Genomic DNA, 21,572 nt, shown 5'->3' with positions numbered 1-21,572 from the left:
CTGTCGCAGGAAGTGAACATGACCAAGGACATCGCCATCGTCGGAGCAGGGATCGGCGGTCTCGCCGCAGCCATTCTCTGCGCAGGCGAAGGCCACCGCCCGGTGCTGTTCGAACGCTTCGACCACCCCCGTCCGGTCGGCTCCGGACTGGTGATCCAGCCGGTCGGGCTTGCGGTTCTGGACATCCTGGGCGCGGGCGAACAGGCGCGGGCACTGTCCTCACCCGTCCAACACATGCTGGGTCACGAGGCGAAATCCGGCCGCCGCATCCTTGATGTCTCTTACCCCGCTGGTGCGCCGGGCCGCGCCTTTCACAGATCCAGCCTGTTCGATCTGCTCTGGCAACAGGTCGCGGCCAAGGCGATCCCGGTCATCACCTCTGCCATCATCACCGATGCGCCTCTGACCGGCGCGAAACGGATGCTGCACCTGAAGGATGGCCGCCGCGAAGGCCCGTTCGATCTGATCATAGACGCCTCGGGCAGTCGCTCACCACTATCGCCGCTGAAGGCCCGCCCGCTTAACTTCGGTGCGCTCTGGGCCAGCGTGCCTTGGCCCGACGCCACCAACCTTCCGCGGACCGAGTTGCGCCAATGCTACCGCCGCGCAGACCACATGGCGGGCATTCTGCCCATCGGCCACCTGCCCGACGACCCGACCCCGATGGCGGCTGTCTTCTGGTCGCTGCCCGCCAAAAGCATTCCCGACTGGTCGGACCGTCCCTTCGATGCGTGGCGCGATCAGGTGATGGCCTTCTGGCCCGAAACCCGCCCCTTCCTCGCCAATCTCGCGCGTGGGGCGCTGACCCCGGCCACCTATACCCACGGCACCCTCCGCCGCCCCTATGCCGAGGCGCTGGTCCATATCGGCGACGCGGCCCACCGCGCCAGCCCGCAACTTGGTCAGGGGGCGAATATGGCGCTGCTTGACGCCTGCGCCCTCGCGCTGGCCCTGCGCCAACCGCTGCACGAGGCTTTGCCCGCCTATGCCCAGATGCGCCGCTGGCATATCCGCAGCTACCAGATGATGAGCGCGGCCTTCACCCCGATGTATCAGTCGCACAGCCGCGCCCTGCCGCTGCTGCGCGATCACCTGCTGGCCCCCACTGCGCGACTGCCGGGCATTCGCCAGATCCTGACCCATCTGGTCGCGGGCACGCTGCTGCCACCGATCGCGGGCGAGCATTTCCCCGATCCCCGCCCCGAACTGCTGCCGGAGGCTGCATGACCCTGCCGCCCCGCTTCCCCATCACCGAAGACCAGATCGACCGGATCGTCGCGACCTTCTACGCCCGCATCCGCCGCCACGACATCCTTGGCCCGGTCTTTGCCAACCATGTCACCGACTGGCCAGAACACGAGGCCAAGATCGCCCGCTTCTGGCGCAAGGCGATCCTTGGCCAGCCCGCCTATGACGGCAATCCGATGCAGGTCCACCGTGCCGCAGGCGATGTGAAACCCGAACATTTCGCGCATTGGCTGGCGCTGTTCGATGACACCCTGACCAAATCGCTGCCGGAACATCAGGCCGCAAGCTGGTCCGCGCTTGCCCATCGCATCGGACGCGGCCTACGCCTCGGCGTGGAAGAGGACACACGCCCGACCGGCGCGCCGCCCTCACTCCGATAGCTTCTTCTTCAAAGAAATATCCTCGGGGGTCCGGGGGCGAAGCGCCCCGGCTATCCCCGGTTGCGTGGCGGGCGAGGCTTGTAAACCGGCAGCTTCCAGCCCCACCACAAACTGCCCGCCCGCAGGGTCCAGACGACAATCCCGCCGCAGATCAACGCGACGACCCGCTCGAACCCGCAGATATCCAGCAGAACCGCCGCCGTCGCCCCGCCAAAGGCCGCCGTCAGGTAAAGCTCGCCCTGCTTCAGAACCAGCGGCACCTCATTGCCGACGACATCGCGCATCAACCCGCCGAATGTCCCGGTCACGACACCCATGATGATGATGATCACCGGCCCAAAGCCGCCATCCATCGCCACACCAGCGCCCGCCGCAACCGCAACCGACAGCGCCACACTATCCAGCCAGACCAGCCATTTATATCGGCTTTCGAACAGATGCGCCGTCCAGAAGACCAGCAAGGCCGCCGCCGCCGCCATCAGCACATAGGACGGTCGCGCCACCCAGAAAACGAATTCCCGCCCCAGCAGAAGATCGCGCAAGGTGCCGCCGCCAACAGCTGTCAGCGCCGCCATAAAGATGAACCCTACCGGATCAAGCTGGGCGCGGCTGGCAACCAGCGCGCCGGTCAGCGCGAAGATCAGCACCGATCCATAATCCAGAACCGGCAGGATCGCGGTCAGGTTCATGTCGCAGCGGCTTCCTTGAACGGGGCCATCCCGGCCCGCGCCAATTCATCCGCACGCTCATTCTCGGCATGGCCGGCATGGCCCTTGATCCAGCGCCATTCGACCTGATGCCGCTTCTGCGCCTCGTCCAGACGCTGCCACAATTCGACATTCTTGACCGGCTTCTTGTCCGCAGTCCGCCACCCGTTCCGCTTCCAGCCGTGAATCCACTGGGTCACGCCGTTCTTAACATAGGCGCTGTCGGTGGTGATGATGATCTGGCTTGGCCGGGTCAGCACCTCCAGCGCCGAAATCGCCGCCATCAGTTCCATCCGGTTGTTGGTCGTGTCGGCCTCACCGCCGGCAAGCTCACGCTCTTTCAGGATCTTGTCGCCATCCAGCGCCCGCATCAGCACGCCCCAGCCACCGGGGCCGGGATTGCCGCTGCACGCGCCGTCGGTCCATGCATGCAGTTCCGTCACGCCCGCGCCACCGCCAGTTTCAGCCCAAGCGCCGCAAAGGATGCCGCAAAGGCGCGTCGCATCCAGCGCATCGTCGTCTCGGAGGCCAGCAGCGCATCACGCCCGCAAGCGGCCAGAATCGCGTAGCCAATAAAGGTCAGGAAGGTGACGCCAGAGAAGACCGCGCCCAGTTCGATCAGCAACCCCATGCCCGAGCCTGCGGGCATGAATTGCGGAATGAAGGCCACGAAGAACAAGGGCAGTTTCGGGTTCAAAAGATTCAGCAAAATGCCCCGCCAGACGATCCGTCCCGCCGTGGCCGGTTTCGCCGGAACAACCGACATGCTGCCACGATCCTTCAGCACCGCCCAAGCCATCCACAACAGATAGGCCACGCCCGCGAATTTGATGATCTGGAACAGCACCGCGCTGGTATGCAGCACGGCCGCCAACCCGGCCATGGCAACGATCATGTGAAACACCGTCGCGATGGTGCAGCCGACCGAAGCCCAGAAGCCCGCCCGCATCCCCCCGCCCAGCGTCATCGACAGCGTGTAGATGACACCGATTCCCGGTGAGACGCAGACGATCAGAACCGTCAGAAGATAGTCGAGGCTCATGCATCGATCCTTACATATCCGGGCAGGGCCTGAATGCGCCCAAGCCATTGATTGATTGCGGGGAAACGCGCCATGTCAAAGCCGCCCCGTGCGCCCGCGGTGTGAGTGTAGCCGTAAAGCGAGATGTCCGCGACGCTCATCTGATCGCCCGCCAGCCAGTCGTGGCCCTTCAGCCGATCCTCCATGATCTGCAGCAACGCATGCCCGCGATCCAGCAAATCGGCCATCCGCTCGGGCGTCGCCAGATGCTTGCGGCTTGGATAGAAATTCAGCGCCCCACGCACCGCGACCACGCCTTCATGCTGATTCTGCTCCCAGAAAAGCCAGCTCAGCATCGTGGCCCGCTGCAGCGGATCGGTCGGGATATAGGTCGAGCCCTCGGCCAGATGATAGATGATCGCATTCGATTCCGGCAGTAACCGACCATCATCAAGCTCCAGCACCGGAGCCTTGCCGAAGGGTAACCGACCCTCTGCCTTGGCCTCGGCCAGCGCGGGGGATGCGTCCTCGACATGCACGATCTCATAGTCGCGCCCCAGCAATGCCAGCAGCAACCGCACCTTGTAGCTGTTTCCCGAAGAGGGCATCGAATAAAGCTTCATCACGGTCCTTCCCGCCAAAAAGATGCAAGGGCGGAGAGTGGCGGTTCAGGCGCTTTCGCGCAAGACACGCGGAACCTTGAATTCGATATTTTCCTGCGCTGTCTCAACCAGTTCCACGGTGACGTCATAACGGGCACGGAAGGCGTCGATCACCTCGTTCACCAGCACCTCGGGGGCGCTGGCACCGGCGGTCACACCAACCGCACGGGCACCCTCAATCGCGCGCCAGTCGATCTGATCGGCCCGCATGACAAGCTGCGAATAGGCGCAACCGGCAGCACTGCCCACTTCAACCAACCGCTTGGAATTGCTGGAATTCGGCGCACCGATGACCAGCAACGCATCGATCTTGTGCGCCACTGCCTTCACCGCCGCCTGACGGTTGGTCGTCGCATAGCAGATATCTTCGCGCGCCGGGCCGGTGATCGCCGGAAATCGCAGCTTCAAAGCCTCGACAATCGCCGCGGTATCATCGACCGACAGGGTGGTCTGGGTGATGAAGGCCAGCCGCTCGGGATCGCGGGGCTGGATCGCCGCCACATCCTCGACCGTCTCGACAAGGATCACCTCGCCATCCGGCAATTGCCCCATGGTCCCAAGCACTTCCGGGTGCCCCTCATGGCCGATCATGACCATCTGCAAACCGTCGGAATGGTGCCGCGCAGCTTCGTTATGGACCTTGGTGACCAGCGGACAGGTGGCGTCCACATGGATCATATTGCGCCGCTGCGCCTCGGCCGGGACCGATTTCGGCACGCCATGGGCCGAGAAGATCACCGGGCGGTCATCGGGGCATTCGTCCAGCTCTTCGACAAAGATCGCGCCTTTTTCACGAAGAGAATCAACGACATATTTGTTATGGACGATCTCGTGCCGGACATAGACCGGCGCGCCCCATTTCGTCAGCGCCATCTCGACGATCTTGATCGCGCGGTCCACACCGGCGCAAAACCCGCGCGGCGCGGCAAGATAAAGGGTCAGGGGCGACATCGAATGTTCCATGCAGGTGACGTAGCGCGAGAGGGGGCTTTCGTCCAGAGATAGGGGCCGAAATGCCCCTCACAAGGCAGGCACCGACGATCCGCCGGGAAATTCCGCGCCCGCCGCGAATAACGGCAGGCGCGGCACGTTAGCTTAAAGCGCCATATCCGGCACCCGTTCGATCTCGCCTTCCGGCGCGGGCATCGGCATCACCGCCCCCTCGACCTGCGGCGACGGGATTGCCAGATCCAGCGTCTTTTCAGTCATCGCCCAGATGCTGGCGATCATGTCGGGGTCGCCGTTCAACTCGATCCCATAGCTCGGCACGATCTGGCGCAGCTTCGATTGCCATTCCGGCGTGGCTAGCCGGTCGGCAAACACCCGCTCCAGCAGATTCAGCATGATCGGCGCGGCTGTCGAGGCGCCCGGCGACGCGCCCAGCAGACCCGCGATTGATCCGTCACTGGCACTGACGATCTCGGTCCCCAGCTTCAGAACGCCACCCTCATCCGCATCGCGCTGAATGATCTGCACGCGCTGACCGGCCTGCCACAGATACCAATCCTCGTCCTTGGCCTGCGGATAATATTCGCGCAAAGCCGCCATCCGGTCCTCTTGCGACATCATCAATTGACCGGCCAGATATTTGACCAGATCGAATTCGTCCCAGGCCACGCTCAGCATCGGCCAGATATTTTCCAGCGTGATCGAGGCGGGCAGATCGAAATAAGACCCGTTCTTCAGGAACTTGGTCGAGAAGGTGGCAAATGGACCGAACAGCAGAACCTCTTTCCCGTCCAGCACCCGCGTATCCAGATGCGGCACCGACATCGGCGGCGACCCGACCGAGGCCTTGCCATAGACCTTCGCCAGATGCTGCTGCACGATCTCCTGATTTTCGGTCACAAGGAACGATCCGCCGACCGGGAAGCCTGCGAAATCATCGATCTCGGCAATCCCCGAAAGCTGCAACAGCGGCAGCGCGCCGCCGCCCCCGCCGACAAAGACAAAGCGCGCGTTGACCACCTCTTCCGAACCGTCCGGCCCAGCCGAGGTCACGCGCCACGTCCCGTCCTCATTGCGGAAGATCGCCCGGACTTCGGCAGAGACGCGCAGGCTGAACTGATCCTGCCCGGACAGATAGTCCACATATTGGCGGGTGATCTCGCCGAAATTCACATCCGTGCCCAGATTGGATTTCGTCGCCGCCAGCTTCGTCGCCGGATCGCGCCCCGCCATCATCAGCGGCACCCATTCGGCAATCTGCGCGTGGTCGGTGGTGAACTCCATCCCGGCGAAAAGCGGGCTGGCCTGCAGCGCCTCATAGCGGCGGCGCAGGTAATCGACATTCTCCTCGCCCCAGACCAGATTCATGTGGGGGGTCGAGTTGATGAAGGATCGCGGATTGCTCAGCGTGCCGCGATTGATCTGATGCGACCAGAACTGGCGCGAGATCTGGAACTGCTCGTTGATCGCAATGGCGCGGTTGATGGTGACGTTTCCGTCCACATCCTCGGGCGTATAATTCAGCTCGCACAGCGCCGAATGGCCGGTGCCGGCATTGTTCCACCCGTTCGAGCTTTCCTCGGCCACGGCATCCAGCCGCTCGATCATCTCGAAGGTCCAGCCCGGCTCAAGCTCGTGCAGCAGGACGCCAAGGGTTGCGCTCATCATGCCGCCGCCGATCAGGACGACATCAACGGTGCGCGCGTTTTCCTGCGCCCGCGCTTGCGGGATCGGAAGCGCCGCGACCGCCGCCGCCGCAATGGTCGAGCCAAGAAGCTGTCGGCGGTTCATCACGACATGGCCGCGCGTGGCCCCTTTGCTTCGCGCGTCAGTGTCTGGGGAATATTGAGGAGGGGTTTTCAAGGGAGGGCCTTTCCGGTTTTGTCACACGCCATCCCCGCACAGGACTTGGGAAAGACGCGCGAACCACATCAAGATTTTCTCCACCGCAGCGCAGGTCGCATGAAAGCGTGACAGATGCCAGCGCGAAATTCACCACCGCGAGCGAAGGCGGGATCGCCGCTTTTAGACAGCCTCGACAACATTCCTCGCGCGGGCCACAGTAGCCGTTCACGACAGGGAGCCGCAGAATGAGCGATACCGACCCGAAGGTGGACAAGCTTCTTGCAGGCATCACCGACTGGCGCGACGAGGTTCTGGCGCTGCGTGCCCTGCTGCTGGAAAGCCCGCTGAAAGAGGAATTCAAATGGCGTTCGCCGGTCTATACCCATGACGGCGCCAATGTCGCGATCATCTGGGGCTTCAAGGACCGCGCCAGTCTGGGCTTTTTCAAGGGCGTGCTGCTGAAAGACTCCGAAGGCATCCTTGAAGCGCCCGGCGACAATTCCCGTTCGTCGCGCGGTGTGAATTTCACCGACACCGCCCGGATCGAGGCTTTGAAGCCGGTGCTTCTCGCCTATATCGACGAGGCGATCGCGAATGAGAAGGCCGGTCTGAAGGTCGATTTCCCCAAGGACGATCTGGACTACCCCGAGGAGCTGGTGGCCCGTCTGGACAGCGACACCGATTTCCGCACCGCCTTCGAGGCCCTGACCCCCGGTCGCCGCCGTGGCTGGGTGCTGCATTTCTCGCAGGCGAAACAGTCGGCCACCCGCGCCTCACGCATCGACAAGGCCGCGCCGCGTATCCTTCAGGGCAAAGGCATGCAGGACCGCTGATCGTCCCGCGCGGTCACAGGCAGAACGCAACACACCGTTCGCAAGCTGTGTACGCCCTGTGCACGTCCTGCGCATGCGCGGTGCACGCCCTGTGCAGCTAAAACTCCAGCATTTGCTGGCCCAACCCGCAGGATCAATTTCTGCGTCAAGTTAACACCCAAACCGCAACACCCACGCGGTGTTGCGCAAAGAAAAACGCCCGCAGCTTTCGCCACGGACGCCATCATAGAAAGCCTTGGGTGGGCTTTCAGCCCACCGTCACCTCAGCGACGCAGACCCAGCTTGCCGATCAGATCGGTATAGCGGGCTTCGTCTTTCTTCTTCAGATAGTCCAGCAGCTTACGGCGCTGTGCGACCAGCTTCAGAAGACCACGACGCGAGTGGTTGTCTTTCTTGTGGGTCTTGAAGTGCTCGGTCAGCGTGGCAATACGCGACGACAGGATCGCAACCTGAACTTCGGGCGAACCGGTGTCACCGGCAACGGTGCCGAACTCTTTGATGACGCGGGCTTTTTCTTCAACAGTAATCGACATCGGGGTCTCCTTTCGGAAATTGGGGTTATGGCGCAAGCCGGGATGTCGTCCAGCACTGGCCCATGGAGTCACCTACCCTAGCCGGGCAGATGAGCGCCTATAGGGGAAATGTCGTCGAAATGAAAGCGATTCTTGATCGCCTTCGTCCCGCCACCCTCACCGCTGGCCCAAAGGCACGATGACGATATCTTCAACCGTCAGACCACCATCCTGCAACAACCGACCGATAGCCGACCCGTTGACGGTGATCAGCAACGTATCATCCTGATCCCGCTGCAAGGCGATCTCAGCATTCACGGCAATATCTGCGGGTAAATGCAGGAAAATCTGATCCTCGACGCCATTGTAACCAGCGATCACCGGCACCTCGCCATCGACCTGCCGCAGAACGAAATGATCAGCGCCCGCCAACCCTTCGGCAAAGTCGCCCGCACCCGGCATCAGCGTATCGTCGCCCTCGCCGCCATGCATCCAGACGGTCTCGGGGTCGTCGTCCCCGATCAGCAGATCATTGCCGCGCCCGCCATCCAGATCGTCGGCACCGCCGCCCGAGATCAGCACATCGTCGCCATCATTTCCCGACAGCCAGTCAGTGCCGCTGCCACCATGAAGCGTGTCGTTGCCTTCGCCACCGTAGAGGGTGTCGTCGCCCTGCTCACCCCAGATCAGATCATCGCCGCACTGTCCGGCCAGCAGATCATTGCCCGCACCACCATAGATTTCGTCATTGCCGCCCGGCCCATATTCGGCCTCGCCCTGCACCCAGTCATTTCCGTCGCCCGCCCGGATTGTATCGTCACCAAGCCCGCCGCGCAGATCGTCATCGCCCGCACCGCCATCCAGCGAGTCACCACCCGCACCGCCCATCAGGTAATCGGAACCGTCGCCACCAAGATAGATCTGCCCATCGGGCACAGGAATCTGCGGTGCCGGGGGATCAGTAAGCCCGTCAACGGGCGGTTCAACCGGGGTCGGGCCGCCGGTCTCTACCTCGCTGCTGCGGGTATCGCCGATGGCACCCGGATCGGGTTCACCCAGAACAACATGCAGAGGCGCAACATCAACCGTCTGCCCTGTGCCGGAAAGGCCGTCGTCATCATCATCCTGTCCAAGCGCATCATCCGAAGCCGAGGAGCCGGACAGGTCGATCGCCAGACCCGCCACAACCAGCCCCAGCAGACTGGCGAGCAACAACATGTCAGGAACCTTTCACCACTGCCTAAAGGCGTTTCACGCGCCCTCGATACACCCGCAACCATCGGTTAACGAAATGTTTTCTTGGAACAGCGTTAACGCCAGAGGCTCGGCTGAACGGCGTAGGACAGATACAACGGATGCCTTGGCGCGCCCGCCAGTGTCAGACCCAGATGCCACAATTCCGCACCGCTTTGTTGCAGCAACTGGATTACCTCGGCATCACGCGCCTGATGAACACCGTGGGCTCCCCAACCGCACAGGATCATATCGGCCCATGCCGCGCCCTCACGCAGAGCCTGATCATTCGCCGGACCCACGGGTTCCGCCGCGCGCTTCAGGTCGCGCGGATCGGTGGCACGGAACGCGAAAAGATTGGTCACCCGGAACGCACCGCAGCCAAGCGCCCGCGCCCTGCGCTCGCAACGCTCGACCGTGGGATCGTTGCGGCGTTCGTCCGCGGTCGAGGGGTTCAGCATGATGAACATCACCCGCCGCCCGTCGCCCCATTCGCGGGTCAGCGCGTAGCGATAGGATTCGCAAACGGAATAGATCGCGGTCGAAAAGCTGGAATCTGTCTGATGCGTTCTGACGATCATCTCTGAAATCCGCATGAAAAAACCCGCCGGCGGCGGGTCATTTCGTCTTCGCAGTGATCCCGCCCGGATCAGCCCTGACGGGCTTTGAAGCGGCGGTTGGTCTTGTTGATCACGTAGATACGGCCCTTGCGGCGCACGACTTGGCAGTCGCGGTGCCGGCTCTTGAGCGAGCGGAGCGAATTGCGAACCTTCATCGGTCTTCTCCATCACGCGGCTCGCAGCCGCAGGAAAACGAAATGCCCCCGACGCCTGAGCCGGGGGCGGCGAAAAATGGTGGGCGGTACTGGGATCGAACCAGTGGCCACTACGATGTCAACGTAGTGCTCTACCGCTGAGCTAACCGCCCGTCCTTCGGTGATTCTGCCAATTCTCCTGAATTTCTTCGGGAAAACGTGGCCAAGCCGCCGTCGGTTCGCGTGTCTATATAGTCGGCCTCAGGGGGATTCAAGGGCTATCCGCGCAAGAAACATATCGTCTATAAAGACCATATTGAATCACTTGCTGGGTCTAGCATTGACTACCAATACGGATCTGCCCGTCTTGATCAGCCGGCCCCGTCACTGGGCCAGCGGCGTCATTTTTGCGTCGCCTCATTCCGGCAGCATATATCCTGACTGGTTCCTGGCCGATACCCGTCTTTCCCCCGAACAGATTCGCTCATCCGAGGATGCGTTCGTCGATCGGCTGATCGAACCCGCGCCTGAACTTGGTGCCGTCACCATCTGCGCGCAGGTGCCACGCTGTATCGTCGATCTGAATCGCGGCTCGGACGAGATTGACCCGCTGGCGGTGCGCGGCGTGCCGCGTCATCCGCTGAACCAGCGCACATTGGCCGGACTTGGGGTGATTCCGCGCGTCGTTTCGCAAGGTCGCCCGATCTTCGATCAGCCGATCGACCGGGTCGAGGCGGATCGCCGCATCAACGATTATTGGCGGCCCTATCATCAGGCGCTGACTGCGCTGATCGCCGAGGCGCGGGCGCAATTCGGTCAGGCGATCCTGATCGACATGCATTCGATGCCTGCAGATGCCCTGCTGCACCTGAACGAGCCTCGGCCCGACATGGTTTTGGGAAATCGCCACGGGCTGTCCGCCTCGGCCCGGGTGACCGAAGCGGTCACCGCCGCTCTCAGCGAAGAGGGTTGGAGCGTTCGCTGCAACTCGCCCTTCTCGGGGGCCTATATCTGCTCTGCCTATGGCCGCCCCGGCAAAGACGTCCATGTCATTCAGGTCGAGATCAACAGATCGCTGTATATGGACGAAAAATCGATCACGCCGCGCCCCGATTTCGAGCTTTTCGCCGAGCGGATGTCCCGCGTGATCCGTCGATTGTCAGGCCTTCAGGCCGACAGCCCGACCGAGCCGGCCATCGCCGCCGAATAGGGCATATTTACTTTAAGGAGCATTTCTATGGATGACGTAGCCACGAATTTGACCGATTTCCTGCTGCAGAACGTTGCGCTGATCGTTCTCGCGGTGGTGATTTTCCTGGCCGTCAGCTCGGCCGTGCGTATCGTTCCGCAATCCGAGAAATTCGTGGTCGAACGCTTCGGTCGCCTGCGTTCGGTGCTTGGGCCGGGGATCAACTTCATCTTCCCGTTCCTTGACCGGGTCGCCCACAAGATTTCAGTCCTTGAGCGGCAATTGCCGACCAACAGTCAGGACGCGATCACCGCTGACAACGTGTTGGTGCAGGTCGAAACCAGCGTCTTCTATCGCATCATCGAGCCGGAAAAGACCGTTTATCGGATCCGCGATATCGACGCCGCCATTGCCACCACCGTCACAGGCATCGTGCGGTCCGAGATCGGCACGATGGAGCTGGATCAGGTGCAGTCGAACCGTGCCTCTCTGATTACCCGGATTCGCGAATCGCTGGCCAATGTGGTGGACGATTGGGGGATCGAGGTGACGCGGGCCGAAATTCTGGACGTGAATCTGGATCAGGCGACACGCGCCGCCATGCTGCAACAGTTGAACGCCGAACGCGCCCGCCGCGCGCAGGTGACCGAGGCCGAAGGCAAACGCCGCGCGGTCGAACTTGCCGCCGATGGTGACCTTTATGCAGCCGAACAGCAGGCCAAGGCCAAGCGCGTTCTTGCCGAGGCCGAAGCCTTCGCGACCTCTGCGATTGCCGCCGCGATCCAGCAGAACGGTCTGGAAGCCGCGCAATATCAGGTGGCGATGAAGCAGGTCGAAGCTTTGGCCGAGGTTGGCAAAGGCGCCGGCAAGCAAACCGTTGTGGTGCCTGCGGCGGCGCTGGATGCCTTTACCGACGCGTTCAAACTGCTGCCCGGCCGGAGATCATCGTGATGTGGGTCAACGGCTGGATTTGGCTGATCGCCGCGCTGGTGCTGGCCGCGATCGAGCTGTTCGTGCCCGGCTGGGCCTTCATGGGGCTGGCCGCTGCGGTCGGCATCATGGGGGTGATGCTGCTGTCCGGGGTCTGGACGGCGGGCTTGCCGCTAACGCTGATCGTGACGGCGCTGATGTCGGCGGTGGTCTGGTTCGCCTTGCGCAGGCTGGTCGGCGGCAGCAAGGGCGATGTGCGGATCTGGGATCGCGACATCAACGACTGATGGCTGTGGTGGCATCCGAAGCCGGGTATTTTCACAACGAAGAAGCCCCCTTCCACGGCGCCAAGCTGTTGCTGATGGAAGGCGGGCGGTTACTGACCTGTCTGCGCGATGATTTTGAACACATCCCCTTTCCTGCCCATTGGGATTTGCCCGGTGGCGGTCGAGAGGGCTCAGAGTCCGCCCTTACATGCGCACTTCGCGAATTGGCGGAAGAGTTCGGCCTGCACCTGCCGCCCAACCGGCTGCGCGGTCGTGTCTTTCCGTCCCATCAGCGGCCCGACATGGTATCATGGCTTTTTACCGGCAATCTGACGGCGGGCGACATCGCGGCGATCCGCTTCGGCGATGAAGGGCAGGAATGGCGGATGATGCCGGTGGCGGAATATATCGCCCACCCCCGCGCCGTTCCGCATTTCCGGCGTTGGATCACGACCGTGCTGGAGGAATAGGGCAATGCCGATCCTGATCGTCGTCTTAAGCGTTGCAGCCTTTGTCATCTGGCGCCTCTGGGCGCGGGACCGGGCGCAGGCAGAGATGGCCAACCGTCTTGATCCGGTGTGGAACCGAGTGTTTCGGCGGCGGCCCTGCCGGTGGGAGCGGCGCGGCGGGCGCGGGGCGCTGACTGAACTCCGCTGCGACCGATGTGGCGTGACAGCCTATAGCGGCTCACCCAAAGGCCCGCGCGAATGTAAGCGCGGATTGGTCAATCGGCTTTGATCCCGGCTTACCTTGCGGCGACGGCGCGGACCAGGGGGCGCAGGCTGTCGCCCTTGACCAGCCAGCTTGTCGCAAAGGCGAAGGTGGCGATTGTTTCCAGCCAGAAGACCGGGCGCAGCCAGCGAAGGCTTTCGTCCAGTCCGGTGAGAAACAGGATACCTATCAACGTGATGCTGACCACGATGATCCAGCCGCAGGCACTATAGATGGCGTTCGAGGCGCGTTTCTCGGGGCTGTCAGGCTCACCCCTGACGAAAAGCACCAGACAATAGATCGCCAAAGCTGCAAAGAAGACCGCCGCGGCAATCATGTGGATCATCGCTGCCGGGCCAGTGCCCATCACGCATTGCAGCAGCGTGCAGGGAAGTTCTGTCGCGCCTTCGGTGCCGGGGGTCATATTGGTCGGCGCAAGCCCCACCATCGCCGCCGCAACCGCCGCGATCCTTGCCGTTGCCTTGTCCGAAATCAGCTCGCCGCTATTCGGGCGAAAGCCCTCATAGCTCCACAAAAACACTGCCTGAGCCATCATCGTGCCAACGAAGATATCCCGCATCGGTGTGAAGAAGGCGTCCGAGATGCTGGGCAGAAACTGGCCGGTGACAAGCGCAAAGGCAATCAGCGCGAGCGGCAGGAAGAAGCCCAGTACACCAATCGCGCGACGGACCGACAGGAAGGACAGGACCAGATCGTTATGGGCCTTTTGCGACAGACCCTGATCGTTACGCATGTTCTGCCCCCGGCTTATCGGGGTAGGGTGACGCGCCCGGCCGATCAGGTCAATGCGCCGCGCAAATCAGCCGTTCGGTCGCTGCGCCTGAGGCGAGGACATCTCGGCCAAAATCGCCTGCGCGGCAGCTTTCGGATCGGCGGCCTTCCAGACCGGGCGACCGACGACGATATGGTCCACCCCCGCCGCAATCGCGCTGGCCGGGGTCTCAACCCGCTTCTGATCGCCCAGATCGGCCCCCGCCGGTCGCACACCCGGCGTCACGATCAACCGCGAGCCCGGTTGCGCCCGGATCGCCGCCGCTTCGCGCGGGGAACAGATGATACCGTCGGCACCCGCCTCGAAAGCGCGGGCGGCGCGTTCGACGGTGATCTCTTGAAGATCGCCCGGCTGGATCATCCCCGCGTCCAGATCGGCGCGCTCCAGCGAGGTCAGGATGGTCACGCCCAGAATTTTCAGATTGCTGCCCGCAGCCCCTTCTTTCGCGGCGCGGACCACATGCGGATCACCGTGAACGGTCAGGAAATCCAGATCATACTGCGCCAACCCGCGCACGGCAGCCTCGACCGTGGCGCCGATGTCGAACAACTTCATATCAAGGAAGATGCGCTTGCCGTGTTCCTGCTTCAGCTCATTGGCAAGGGCCAGTCCGCCGCCGGTCAGCATGCCAAGGCCGATCTTGTAAAAGCCCACCGCATCGCCCAGAGTTCCGGCCAGTTCCAGCCCGGCCAGCGCGTTCGGCACGTCAAGCGCCACGATCAGGCGGTCATCGGCAGGCATCGCTTAGTTCTCCAGATAGAAGCTGACATTGGTGACGACCCGCACCAGCTTCTGGGTCGAGCCGGGGGACGCGCCGGGGGCGTCATTCACCTCGAACCCGCCTTGCGAAGCGCTTTGGATGCCGCCAACGGTCACGCCCGCATTCCGGGCAAATTCATCCGCGGCGATGCGGGCATTCTCGGTCGCCTCGCGCAGCATGTCGGGCTTGATCTCGTTCAGCTTGTTGAAGCTGTAATCCAGACTGTCCTCGGAAATCTGGATGCCTTCGCGGGCCAGATCCAGCACGGCGGCGCGGGATGGCTCGATCAGTTCAGGGCGGGCGGTCGAAACGGTCAGCGACCCCGAAATGTTGTAATAGCGATCGTAAACGCGCCCCTCATTGTCGCGTTCGTCGAAATCGTTCCTGACCAGCGGCGCGACATAGATTTCGGCCTCCTCGAACCCCTGCTCTGCCAGAATGCTGCGCAGGCGCGTGGTGATGGCTTCGGCGTTGGCGAAGGTATCGGCGACAAGCGCCGGATCACGCTCGGTCCGGCTATAGGACAGCGACCAGCGCGCCTTGTCGGATTCGACCAGACGTTCGGACAGGCCCTTGACTGCTGCGGTATTGGCGCCGGTGCGCGCGTTCAGGATGGTCTGACTTCCGAAAAATCCGGCCAAGCCAATGCCGATGGCCAGCATGATTGCCGCCAGAACCAATCCGATACTTTGTCGCATCGCCGCACCTGAAATCTTTTGCTGTGACGCACTCATGACATACAATCGGGACGCTTGAAACCCTGTTTGGACGGTCCCATCTTGTGATCACAAGACCCGCGAGCGGGCCGTGCCGGAACGGGCGGTGCAAGAGCGGGTGCTAACGTAAAGAGGAGCATTGCCGATGAACATGGAAAAGTTCACGGAGCGGTCGCGCGGGTTTCTGCAAGCTGCACAGACGATTGCGATCCGCGAAGAAAATCAGCGGGTTGTGCCCGAACATTTGCTGAAAGCATTGATGGATGACGATCAGGGGCTGGCCTCGAACCTGATCACCCGCGCGGGCGGTGATGCCCGGCGCGTGCGCGAGGCCGTGGATCAGGCCGTGTCCAAGCTGCCCAAAGTGTCCGGCAGCGGCGGCGGTCAGGTTTATGTGGACCCCTCGATGGTGCGGGTGCTGGACGAGGCTGAAAAGCTGGCAAAGAAAGCCGGTGACAGCTTTGTCCCGGCCGAGCGGATCCTGATGGCGATGGCGATGGTGAACACCAATGCCAAGGACGCCCTGACCGCCGGGCAGGTCACCGCGCAGAACCTGAATTCTGCCATCAACGACATTCGCAAGGGCCGCACCGCAGACAGCGCCAGTGCCGAGGACAGCTATGAGGCGCTTGAGAAATATGCCCGCGACCTGACTGCCGCTGCACGCGAAGGCAAGATCGACCCGATCATAGGGCGGGATGAGGAAATCCGCCGCGCCATGCAGGTTCTGTCCCGCCGCACCAAGAACAATCCGGTTCTGATCGGTGAACCCGGCGTCGGCAAGACCGCCATCGCCGAGGGCCTTGCCCTGCGCATAATCGACGGCGACGTGCCGGAATCGCTGCGTGACAAGCGGCTGATGGCCTTGGACATGGGCGCGCTGATCGCCGGTGCGAAATATCGCGGCGAGTTCGAGGAACGGCTGAAGTCGATCCTGAAAGAGATCGAGACCGCTGCAGGCGAAATCATCCTGTTCATCGATGAAATGCACGTTCTGGTCGGCGCCGGTAAAACCGATGGCGCCATGGACGCCGCCAACCTGATCAAGCCTGCGCTTGCCCGGGGCGAATTGCATTGCGTGGGTGCCACGACGCTGGACGAGTATCGCAAATATATCGAAAAGGATGCGGCCCTTGCCCGTCGCTTCCAGCCGGTGATGGTCGAGGAGCCGACGGTCGAGGATACGATCAGCATCCTGCGCGGCATCAAGGAGAAGTATGAGCTTCACCACGGCGTCCGCATCAGCGATGCGGCGCTGGTTGCGGCTGCGCAATTGTCGAACCGCTACATTACCGACCGCTTCCTGCCCGACAAGGCCATCGACCTTGTGGACGAGGCCGCCAGCCGTCTGCGCATGGAAGTGGACAGCAAGCCCGAAGAACTGGACGCGCTGGATCGCCAGATCCTGCAAATGCAGATCGAGGCAGAGGCGCTGAAAAAAGAAGACGACGCGGCCTCGAAAGACCGGCTTGAGCGGATCGAGAAGGATCTGTCTGACCTGCAACAGCAATCGGCCGAAATGACCGCCCGCTGGCAGGCCGAACGTGACAAGCTAGAAGGCTCGCGGACCCTGAAAGAGCAGCTTGACCGTGCCCGCGCCGAACTGGATCAGGCCAAGCGCGAGGGCAATCTGGCCCGCGCGGGTGAGCTGTCTTATGGCATCATCCCCGGTCTGGAAAAGCAATTGTCCGACGCCGAAAACGGCGGCGCCGACGGGCTGATGGTGGAAGAGGCCGTCCGCCCCGAACAGATCGCCGAGGTGGTCGAACGCTGGACCGGCATCCCGACCAGCAAGATGCTGGAGGGCGAGCGTGACAAGCTGCTGAAGATGGAAGAGCAGATCGGCAAGCGCGTCATCGGCCAGTCCGAGGCAGTGATCGCCGTGTCGAACTCGGTCCGTCGCGCGCGTGCCGGGCTGAACGACGAAAACCGTCCGCTGGGCAGTTTCCTGTTCCTTGGCCCCACCGGCGTCGGCAAGACCGAACTGACCAAGGCCTTGGCCGAATTCATGTTCGACGACGATCAGGCGATGGTCCGCATCGATATGTCCGAGTTCATGGAAAAACATTCCGTAGCGCGGCTGATCGGTGCCCCTCCGGGCTATGTCGGCTATGACGAAGGCGGCGTGCTGACCGAGGCTGTCCGGCGCCGGCCCTATTCGGTGATCCTGTTTGATGAGGTGGAAAAGGCGCATCCCGATGTGTTCAACGTGCTGCTGCAAGTCCTTGACGACGGGCAGTTGACCGATGGGCAGGGGCGCCGGGTCGATTTCAAGAATACGGTGATCATCCTGACCTCGAACCTTGGGTCGCAGGCTTTGTCGCATCTGCCCGAGGACGCGGATTCATCGGATGCCCGCCAGCAGGTGATGGAGGCCGTCCGGGCGCATTTCCGGCCGGAATTCCTGAACCGTCTGGACGAGATCATCATCTTCCGCCGCCTGACGCGCGACAATATGGACGGTATCGTCAATATCCAGCTTTGGTTGCTGGAACAGCGTCTGGCACAGCGCAAGATCACGCTGGATCTGGACGAGGCGGCGCGGAAGTGGCTGGCTGACGAAGGCTACGATCCGGTCTTCGGTGCCCGCCCGCTGAAACGGGTGATCCAGCGAGCGTTGCAGGACCCGCTGGCTGAACTGATCCTGTCGGGCGAGGTGTTGGACGGGCAAACCGTGCATGTCACCGTGGGCGATGACGGGCTGATCGTCGGCAACCGCGTCGGCAAGGCCGGGCACAAGCTGGGTGCCGTGGGCGAAGGTCCGCGATCCTCTACCGTCCACTAACGAGAACGGCCCCGGTTTCCGGGGCCGTTTTTCATTCGGGCAACAGCTTTCAGAACCGGCCAGAGACGCCGAAAGCGACGGTCATCGCTGAAAGGTCGGCTCCGGCAGCGCCCGGCGCATAGCCAAGATCCTGGCCGTGTTCGATCGTCGTGTAATAGGCATCACCGCGATCTTCGAAGAATTTCTGATAGCCTGCCGAAGCGAAGACGGTGAAGCGGTCGGCAATCTGATAATCAACCTGCCCGGCGATGCTGGCATAGGCCATGGCACCATAATCATTGTCGAAGCGCAGATCTCTCAGCCAGTGATGGTCGCGTTCCTGCGGTGACGGACTGATCCCCGCGCGCAACCGCCCCGAAAACTGCCACGGACCCTGAACACGGGTCAGCTCGGCCCCGCCAAAGATCGTCACATGCTCTTGCTTGTAGGAAACGACACGCATCCCGTCACGGAACAGGCCTGCCGTATCACGAAGGTCTTGATAGGAATAAACCGAGGTGCCACCGCGCGCATCCCACCTGACATTGGTGTATTTCACGCCGCCATGCAGGTTCAGTCGGGTGGAATCGTTCAGGACAATGTCGCGTCCAAGGCTCAGATCCACGTCCAGATATTTCCGCAGCGGCGAATCCGGGTGGGTGGACTGATGGCTCCAGTCATCCGGGCCAAAGCCGGTCGCGAAGGGCGGCAGCCAGTCATGGTCGGTCATGTGGCCGTTTCCGCCCAGCCGGAAGGTCGCCTGACCGTTCAGGATCCAGCCATCCGCAAAGCGGTTGCTGAAGCCCAAAGTGGCCGTGGGCACCTTGGCCTCCCAGTTCAGGCGGCTGATCCGGTCACCGTTCCAATAGACCTGCTCATTCGCGCTCAGCGTCGTATGCCCAAGCGCCACCTCGAACCGCGGGCGGGCGGTGTCCGCGATCTCTGCACTGGCCGGAAAGGTGAGGGTAAGCGCTGCAAGGACGGGCAGCAAAAATCGTGAAAACACACACATCGGAAACCCCAAAACAAAACAAAATAAATCGCGCGCGACCCTGAGCGTGCATTGACCTATGGTCAACCGAAAGCGACCGCGTGGCGCCCATCGATGCGGGCTTGTTGCCCGCGGGCACCAATCATCTGTCGCTGCGTTACGCTTGCCCCCTCGCCCACCGCGCGCCATCGTCCAAGGCAGTTCGTGAGGAGGAAAAGATGCTGCCACCCATCCTGCAAAACCTGCGTATTCCCGTTGTGGCATCGCCGATGTTCATCGTTTCGGGGCCAGAGCTTGTCATCGCGCAATGCAAGGCCGGGATCGTCGGCAGTTTCCCGGCCCTGAACGCGCGCGAGAAGGATGGTGAGCCGCCTTTGCTGGAAGCGTGGCTGACCCGGATCAATGAGGAACTGGACCGGCACAACCAGTCGAACCCCGATCATCCTGCGGCACCCTTTGCCGTGAACCAGATCGTGCATCGCAGCAATGCCCGGCTGGAACGGGACATTGAAATCTGCCACCGTTACAAGGTGCCGATCTGGATCACTTCGCTGGGCGCGCGCCCCGAGGTGAACGCAGCCGCCCATGATTGCGGCGGCATCGCGCTGCACGACATCATCAACAATACCTTTGCAAAGAAAGCGATCGAGAAAGGCGCCGACGGTCTGATCGCGGTTGCAGCCGGTGCGGGCGGCCATGCCGGCCCGCAATCGCCCTTCGCGCTGGTGCAGGAAATCCGCGAATGGTTCGATGGGCCGCTGCTGCTGTCGGGCGCAATCGCCACTGGCCGGGCGGTCTTGGCGGCGCAGGCGATGGGCGCCGATCTGGCCTATATCGGCAGCCCCTTCATCGCCACGACCGAGGCGAACGCGCCCGGCGATTACAAGCAGATGATCGTGGAAAGCGGGGCGATGGATATCGTCACCTCGTCGCTCTTCACCGGGGTTTCGGGGAATTATCTGGCACCTTCGATCCGCGCGGCAGGGTTGAACCCGGATGATCTGGAACATGCGGATGTCTCGACCATGAATTTCGGAGGCGCATCGTCGAAGCCCAAGGCATGGAGCCAGATCTGGGGTTCGGGTCAGGGGATCGGCGCGGTTCGGGCGGTCGAGCCTGCGGCAGATCGGATCGACAGGCTGGCCGCAGAATATGCCGAGGCAAAGGCGGAAATTGCCCGACTGTGAGGCGCAGCGGGCCATGTGCGAACGCCGGCGAGGCTTTTGGGGGTAAACGGCCCGCATAACCGCCTCACCCACCTTTGCGTTCGCGCCTTGCGACACCATATAGTGCCGCGAAGCCCCATTCGTGGAGGAACACATGGCCTATACCAAATCCCAAGATGCAATCGACCGCCTGACGCCCGAGCAATATCGGATCACGCAGGAAAGCGGCACCGAGCGCGCCTTCACCGGCGAATATGACCACCATTTCGAACCCGGCATCTATGTCGATATCGTCTCGGGCGAGCCTTTGTTCGCGTCGGCCGATAAATACAATTCCGGCTGCGGCTGGCCCGCCTTTACCAAGCCCATAGATACCAACGTGACCGAGCATCGCGATGTGACCTTCGGCATGGTACGCACCGAGGTTCGTTCGAAACATGGTGACAGCCATCTGGGCCATGTTTTCCCCGATGGCCCGACCGCGGCGGGCGGTCTGCGCTATTGCATTAACTCGGCCTCGCTGCGGTTCGTGCCTGCGGATCGGATGGAGGCAGAAGGCTATGGCGCTTATCTGGATCAGGTTGAAGGAGCGGTGAAATGACGACCCATGCAATTCTGGCCGGCGGATGTTTCTGGGGGATGCAGGATCTGATCCGGCGTTTGCCCGGCGTGATCTCGACCCGGGTTGGATATACCGGCGATGACAATCATCCGAACGCCACTTATCGCGACCACGGCGATCACGCGGAAGGGATTGAAATCACCTATGATCCGTCGATGATCTCGTATCGCAAGCTGCTGGAATTCTTCTTCCAGATCCACGATCCGACAACCAGCAACCGGCAGGGCAACGACATCGGGCGCAGCTATCGTTCGGCCATCTACTATCTGGATGACGAACAAAAGCAGGTGGCCGAGGATACGATTGCCGATGTGAACGCCTCGGGGATTTGGCCGGGACAAGTGGTGACCGAGTTGGAGCCTGTGGGCGATTTCTGGGAAGCCGAGCCCGAGCATCAGGATTATCTGGAGCGGTTCCCGAATGGCTATACCTGCCATTTCCCGCGCACGGATTGGGTTCTACCGAAGCGCAAAGAGACCGTTTGATACGATAGGGTGGGCTTTTAAGCCCACCCTTTTTTG

Annotated in this window: 25 protein-coding genes and 1 tRNA gene; 11 read left to right on the top strand and 15 right to left on the bottom strand. The window is 62.2% G+C overall.

Annotated features, from left to right (window positions below; all coding sequences use genetic code 11):
• The first annotated feature begins 18 nt into the window (after positions 1-18).
• Complete coding sequence (locus JJJ17_RS10130) at positions 19-1,227, top strand: FAD-dependent oxidoreductase (RefSeq protein ID WP_200686028.1); 1,209 nt, start codon at positions 19-21, stop codon at positions 1,225-1,227.
• A complete protein-coding gene (locus JJJ17_RS10125; protein WP_200686026.1) occupies positions 1,224-1,628 on the top strand; it encodes a group III truncated hemoglobin in 405 nt (134 codons plus the stop codon). Before JJJ17_RS10130 ends, JJJ17_RS10125 begins: the two co-directional genes overlap by 4 nt.
• A gap of 50 nt (positions 1,629-1,678) precedes the next feature.
• Here the strand turns inward: JJJ17_RS10125 and JJJ17_RS10120 are convergent, their stop codons facing one another.
• From JJJ17_RS10120 to mqo, 6 genes are all read right to left on the bottom strand, one after another.
• Positions 1,679-2,317, bottom strand: coding sequence for a trimeric intracellular cation channel family protein (locus JJJ17_RS10120; RefSeq protein WP_200686024.1), 639 nt, complete (start codon positions 2,315-2,317; stop codon positions 1,679-1,681).
• Complete coding sequence (rnhA, locus tag JJJ17_RS10115) at positions 2,314-2,778, bottom strand: ribonuclease HI (RefSeq protein WP_200686022.1); 465 nt, start codon at positions 2,776-2,778, stop codon at positions 2,314-2,316. Before rnhA ends, JJJ17_RS10120 begins: the two co-directional genes overlap by 4 nt.
• The gene (locus tag JJJ17_RS10110; protein ID WP_200686020.1) at positions 2,775-3,377 is read right to left on the bottom strand and encodes a LysE family translocator; all 603 of its coding nucleotides are present in this window, start codon (positions 3,375-3,377) and stop codon (positions 2,775-2,777) included. Before JJJ17_RS10110 ends, rnhA begins: the two co-directional genes overlap by 4 nt.
• Positions 3,374-3,979 carry a glutathione S-transferase family protein gene (locus tag JJJ17_RS10105; protein ID WP_200686018.1) on the bottom strand — a complete coding sequence of 202 codons (606 nt, stop codon included), beginning with the start codon at positions 3,977-3,979 and terminating at the stop codon, positions 3,374-3,376. The genes JJJ17_RS10110 and JJJ17_RS10105 overlap by 4 nt, the downstream gene beginning before the upstream one ends.
• 45 nt (positions 3,980-4,024) lie before the next feature.
• Positions 4,025-4,969: a 4-hydroxy-3-methylbut-2-enyl diphosphate reductase gene (ispH, locus tag JJJ17_RS10100; protein ID WP_407673351.1), complete on the bottom strand. Its 945-nt coding sequence runs from the start codon at positions 4,967-4,969 to the stop codon at positions 4,025-4,027.
• A gap of 144 nt (positions 4,970-5,113) precedes the next feature.
• Positions 5,114-6,757, bottom strand: coding sequence for a malate dehydrogenase (quinone) (gene mqo / locus JJJ17_RS10095; RefSeq protein WP_200686013.1), 1,644 nt, complete (start codon positions 6,755-6,757; stop codon positions 5,114-5,116).
• A 299-nt stretch (positions 6,758-7,056) separates the two neighbouring features.
• On the opposite strand from mqo, the gene JJJ17_RS10090 reads away from it, so the two are divergent.
• Positions 7,057-7,644: a YdeI/OmpD-associated family protein gene (locus JJJ17_RS10090; protein WP_200686011.1), complete on the top strand. Its 588-nt coding sequence runs from the start codon at positions 7,057-7,059 to the stop codon at positions 7,642-7,644.
• Between the two features lie 263 nt (positions 7,645-7,907).
• Here JJJ17_RS10090 and rpsO read toward each other — a convergent pair whose 3' ends face one another.
• From rpsO to JJJ17_RS10065, 5 genes are all read right to left on the bottom strand, one after another.
• Positions 7,908-8,177 (bottom strand): 30S ribosomal protein S15, encoded by a 270-nt coding sequence (gene rpsO, locus JJJ17_RS10085; RefSeq protein ID WP_200686009.1) that lies wholly within the window; start codon positions 8,175-8,177, stop codon positions 7,908-7,910.
• A gap of 156 nt (positions 8,178-8,333) precedes the next feature.
• Positions 8,334-9,374 (bottom strand): calcium-binding protein, encoded by a 1,041-nt coding sequence (locus tag JJJ17_RS10080; RefSeq protein ID WP_200686007.1) that lies wholly within the window; start codon positions 9,372-9,374, stop codon positions 8,334-8,336.
• Positions 9,375-9,466: 92 nt separating this feature from the next.
• Complete coding sequence (locus JJJ17_RS10075) at positions 9,467-9,970, bottom strand: DUF1643 domain-containing protein (RefSeq protein WP_200686005.1); 504 nt, start codon at positions 9,968-9,970, stop codon at positions 9,467-9,469.
• 68 nt (positions 9,971-10,038) lie between these two features.
• The gene (gene ykgO / locus JJJ17_RS10070; protein WP_042245282.1) at positions 10,039-10,164 is read right to left on the bottom strand and encodes a type B 50S ribosomal protein L36; all 126 of its coding nucleotides are present in this window, start codon (positions 10,162-10,164) and stop codon (positions 10,039-10,041) included.
• Positions 10,165-10,241: 77 nt separating this feature from the next.
• Positions 10,242-10,316, bottom strand: a tRNA-Val gene (locus JJJ17_RS10065).
• Positions 10,317-10,510: 194 nt separating this feature from the next.
• Between JJJ17_RS10065 and JJJ17_RS10060 the strand changes: the two genes are divergently transcribed.
• Genes JJJ17_RS10060 through JJJ17_RS10045 form a run of 4 tightly spaced genes read left to right on the top strand, consistent with a single transcriptional unit; the run spans position 10,511 to position 12,998 of the window.
• Positions 10,511-11,353 (top strand): N-formylglutamate amidohydrolase, encoded by an 843-nt coding sequence (locus JJJ17_RS10060; RefSeq protein WP_234464023.1) that lies wholly within the window; start codon positions 10,511-10,513, stop codon positions 11,351-11,353.
• 27 nt (positions 11,354-11,380) lie between these two features.
• Positions 11,381-12,283 carry an SPFH domain-containing protein gene (locus JJJ17_RS10055; RefSeq protein WP_200686003.1) on the top strand — a complete coding sequence of 301 codons (903 nt, stop codon included), beginning with the start codon at positions 11,381-11,383 and terminating at the stop codon, positions 12,281-12,283.
• Positions 12,283-12,549 (top strand): NfeD family protein, encoded by a 267-nt coding sequence (locus tag JJJ17_RS10050; RefSeq protein ID WP_234464049.1) that lies wholly within the window; start codon positions 12,283-12,285, stop codon positions 12,547-12,549. Before JJJ17_RS10055 ends, JJJ17_RS10050 begins: the two co-directional genes overlap by 1 nt.
• Complete coding sequence (locus JJJ17_RS10045) at positions 12,549-12,998, top strand: NUDIX hydrolase (protein ID WP_200685999.1); 450 nt, start codon at positions 12,549-12,551, stop codon at positions 12,996-12,998. The genes JJJ17_RS10050 and JJJ17_RS10045 overlap by 1 nt, the downstream gene beginning before the upstream one ends.
• 275 nt (positions 12,999-13,273) lie before the next feature.
• On the opposite strand, the gene JJJ17_RS10040 is transcribed toward JJJ17_RS10045, so the two are convergent.
• The 3 genes from JJJ17_RS10040 to JJJ17_RS10030 all read right to left on the bottom strand — a co-directional run bounded on the left by JJJ17_RS10040 (position 13,274) and on the right by JJJ17_RS10030 (position 15,490).
• Positions 13,274-13,993, bottom strand: a complete 720-nt coding sequence (locus tag JJJ17_RS10040) for a hypothetical protein (protein WP_200685997.1) — start codon at positions 13,991-13,993, stop codon at positions 13,274-13,276.
• 66 nt (positions 13,994-14,059) lie between these two features.
• Positions 14,060-14,773 (bottom strand): orotidine-5'-phosphate decarboxylase, encoded by a 714-nt coding sequence (gene pyrF / locus JJJ17_RS10035; protein WP_200685995.1) that lies wholly within the window; start codon positions 14,771-14,773, stop codon positions 14,060-14,062.
• Between the two features lie 3 nt (positions 14,774-14,776).
• Complete coding sequence (locus JJJ17_RS10030) at positions 14,777-15,490, bottom strand: SIMPL domain-containing protein (protein ID WP_200685993.1); 714 nt, start codon at positions 15,488-15,490, stop codon at positions 14,777-14,779.
• Positions 15,491-15,653: 163 nt separating this feature from the next.
• On the opposite strand from JJJ17_RS10030, the gene clpB reads away from it, so the two are divergent.
• Positions 15,654-18,293 carry an ATP-dependent chaperone ClpB gene (gene clpB / locus JJJ17_RS10025; RefSeq protein WP_200685991.1) on the top strand — a complete coding sequence of 880 codons (2,640 nt, stop codon included), beginning with the start codon at positions 15,654-15,656 and terminating at the stop codon, positions 18,291-18,293.
• A gap of 49 nt (positions 18,294-18,342) precedes the next feature.
• On the opposite strand, the gene JJJ17_RS10020 is transcribed toward clpB, so the two are convergent.
• Entirely contained in the window at positions 18,343-19,284 is a 942-nt protein-coding gene (locus tag JJJ17_RS10020) for an omptin family outer membrane protease (protein WP_200685989.1), read from the bottom strand.
• A 197-nt stretch (positions 19,285-19,481) separates the two neighbouring features.
• On the opposite strand from JJJ17_RS10020, the gene JJJ17_RS10015 reads away from it, so the two are divergent.
• The 3 genes from JJJ17_RS10015 to msrA all read left to right on the top strand — a co-directional run bounded on the left by JJJ17_RS10015 (position 19,482) and on the right by msrA (position 21,536).
• Positions 19,482-20,450, top strand: a complete 969-nt coding sequence (locus JJJ17_RS10015) for an NAD(P)H-dependent flavin oxidoreductase (RefSeq protein ID WP_200685987.1) — start codon at positions 19,482-19,484, stop codon at positions 20,448-20,450.
• Positions 20,451-20,583: 133 nt separating this feature from the next.
• Positions 20,584-21,030, top strand: a complete 447-nt coding sequence (gene msrB, locus JJJ17_RS10010; RefSeq protein ID WP_200685985.1) for a peptide-methionine (R)-S-oxide reductase MsrB — start codon at positions 20,584-20,586, stop codon at positions 21,028-21,030.
• The gene (gene msrA / locus JJJ17_RS10005; RefSeq protein ID WP_200685983.1) at positions 21,027-21,536 is read left to right on the top strand and encodes a peptide-methionine (S)-S-oxide reductase MsrA; all 510 of its coding nucleotides are present in this window, start codon (positions 21,027-21,029) and stop codon (positions 21,534-21,536) included. The genes msrB and msrA overlap by 4 nt, the downstream gene beginning before the upstream one ends.
• Positions 21,537-21,572 lie beyond the last annotated feature (36 nt).

The sequence above is a fragment of the Paracoccus caeni genome (assembly GCF_016629665.1).
In the GTDB taxonomy this organism is placed as follows: Bacteria; Pseudomonadota; Alphaproteobacteria; order Rhodobacterales; family Rhodobacteraceae; genus Paracoccus; species Paracoccus caeni.
This window is presented reverse-complemented; position numbering and strand designations above follow the sequence as displayed.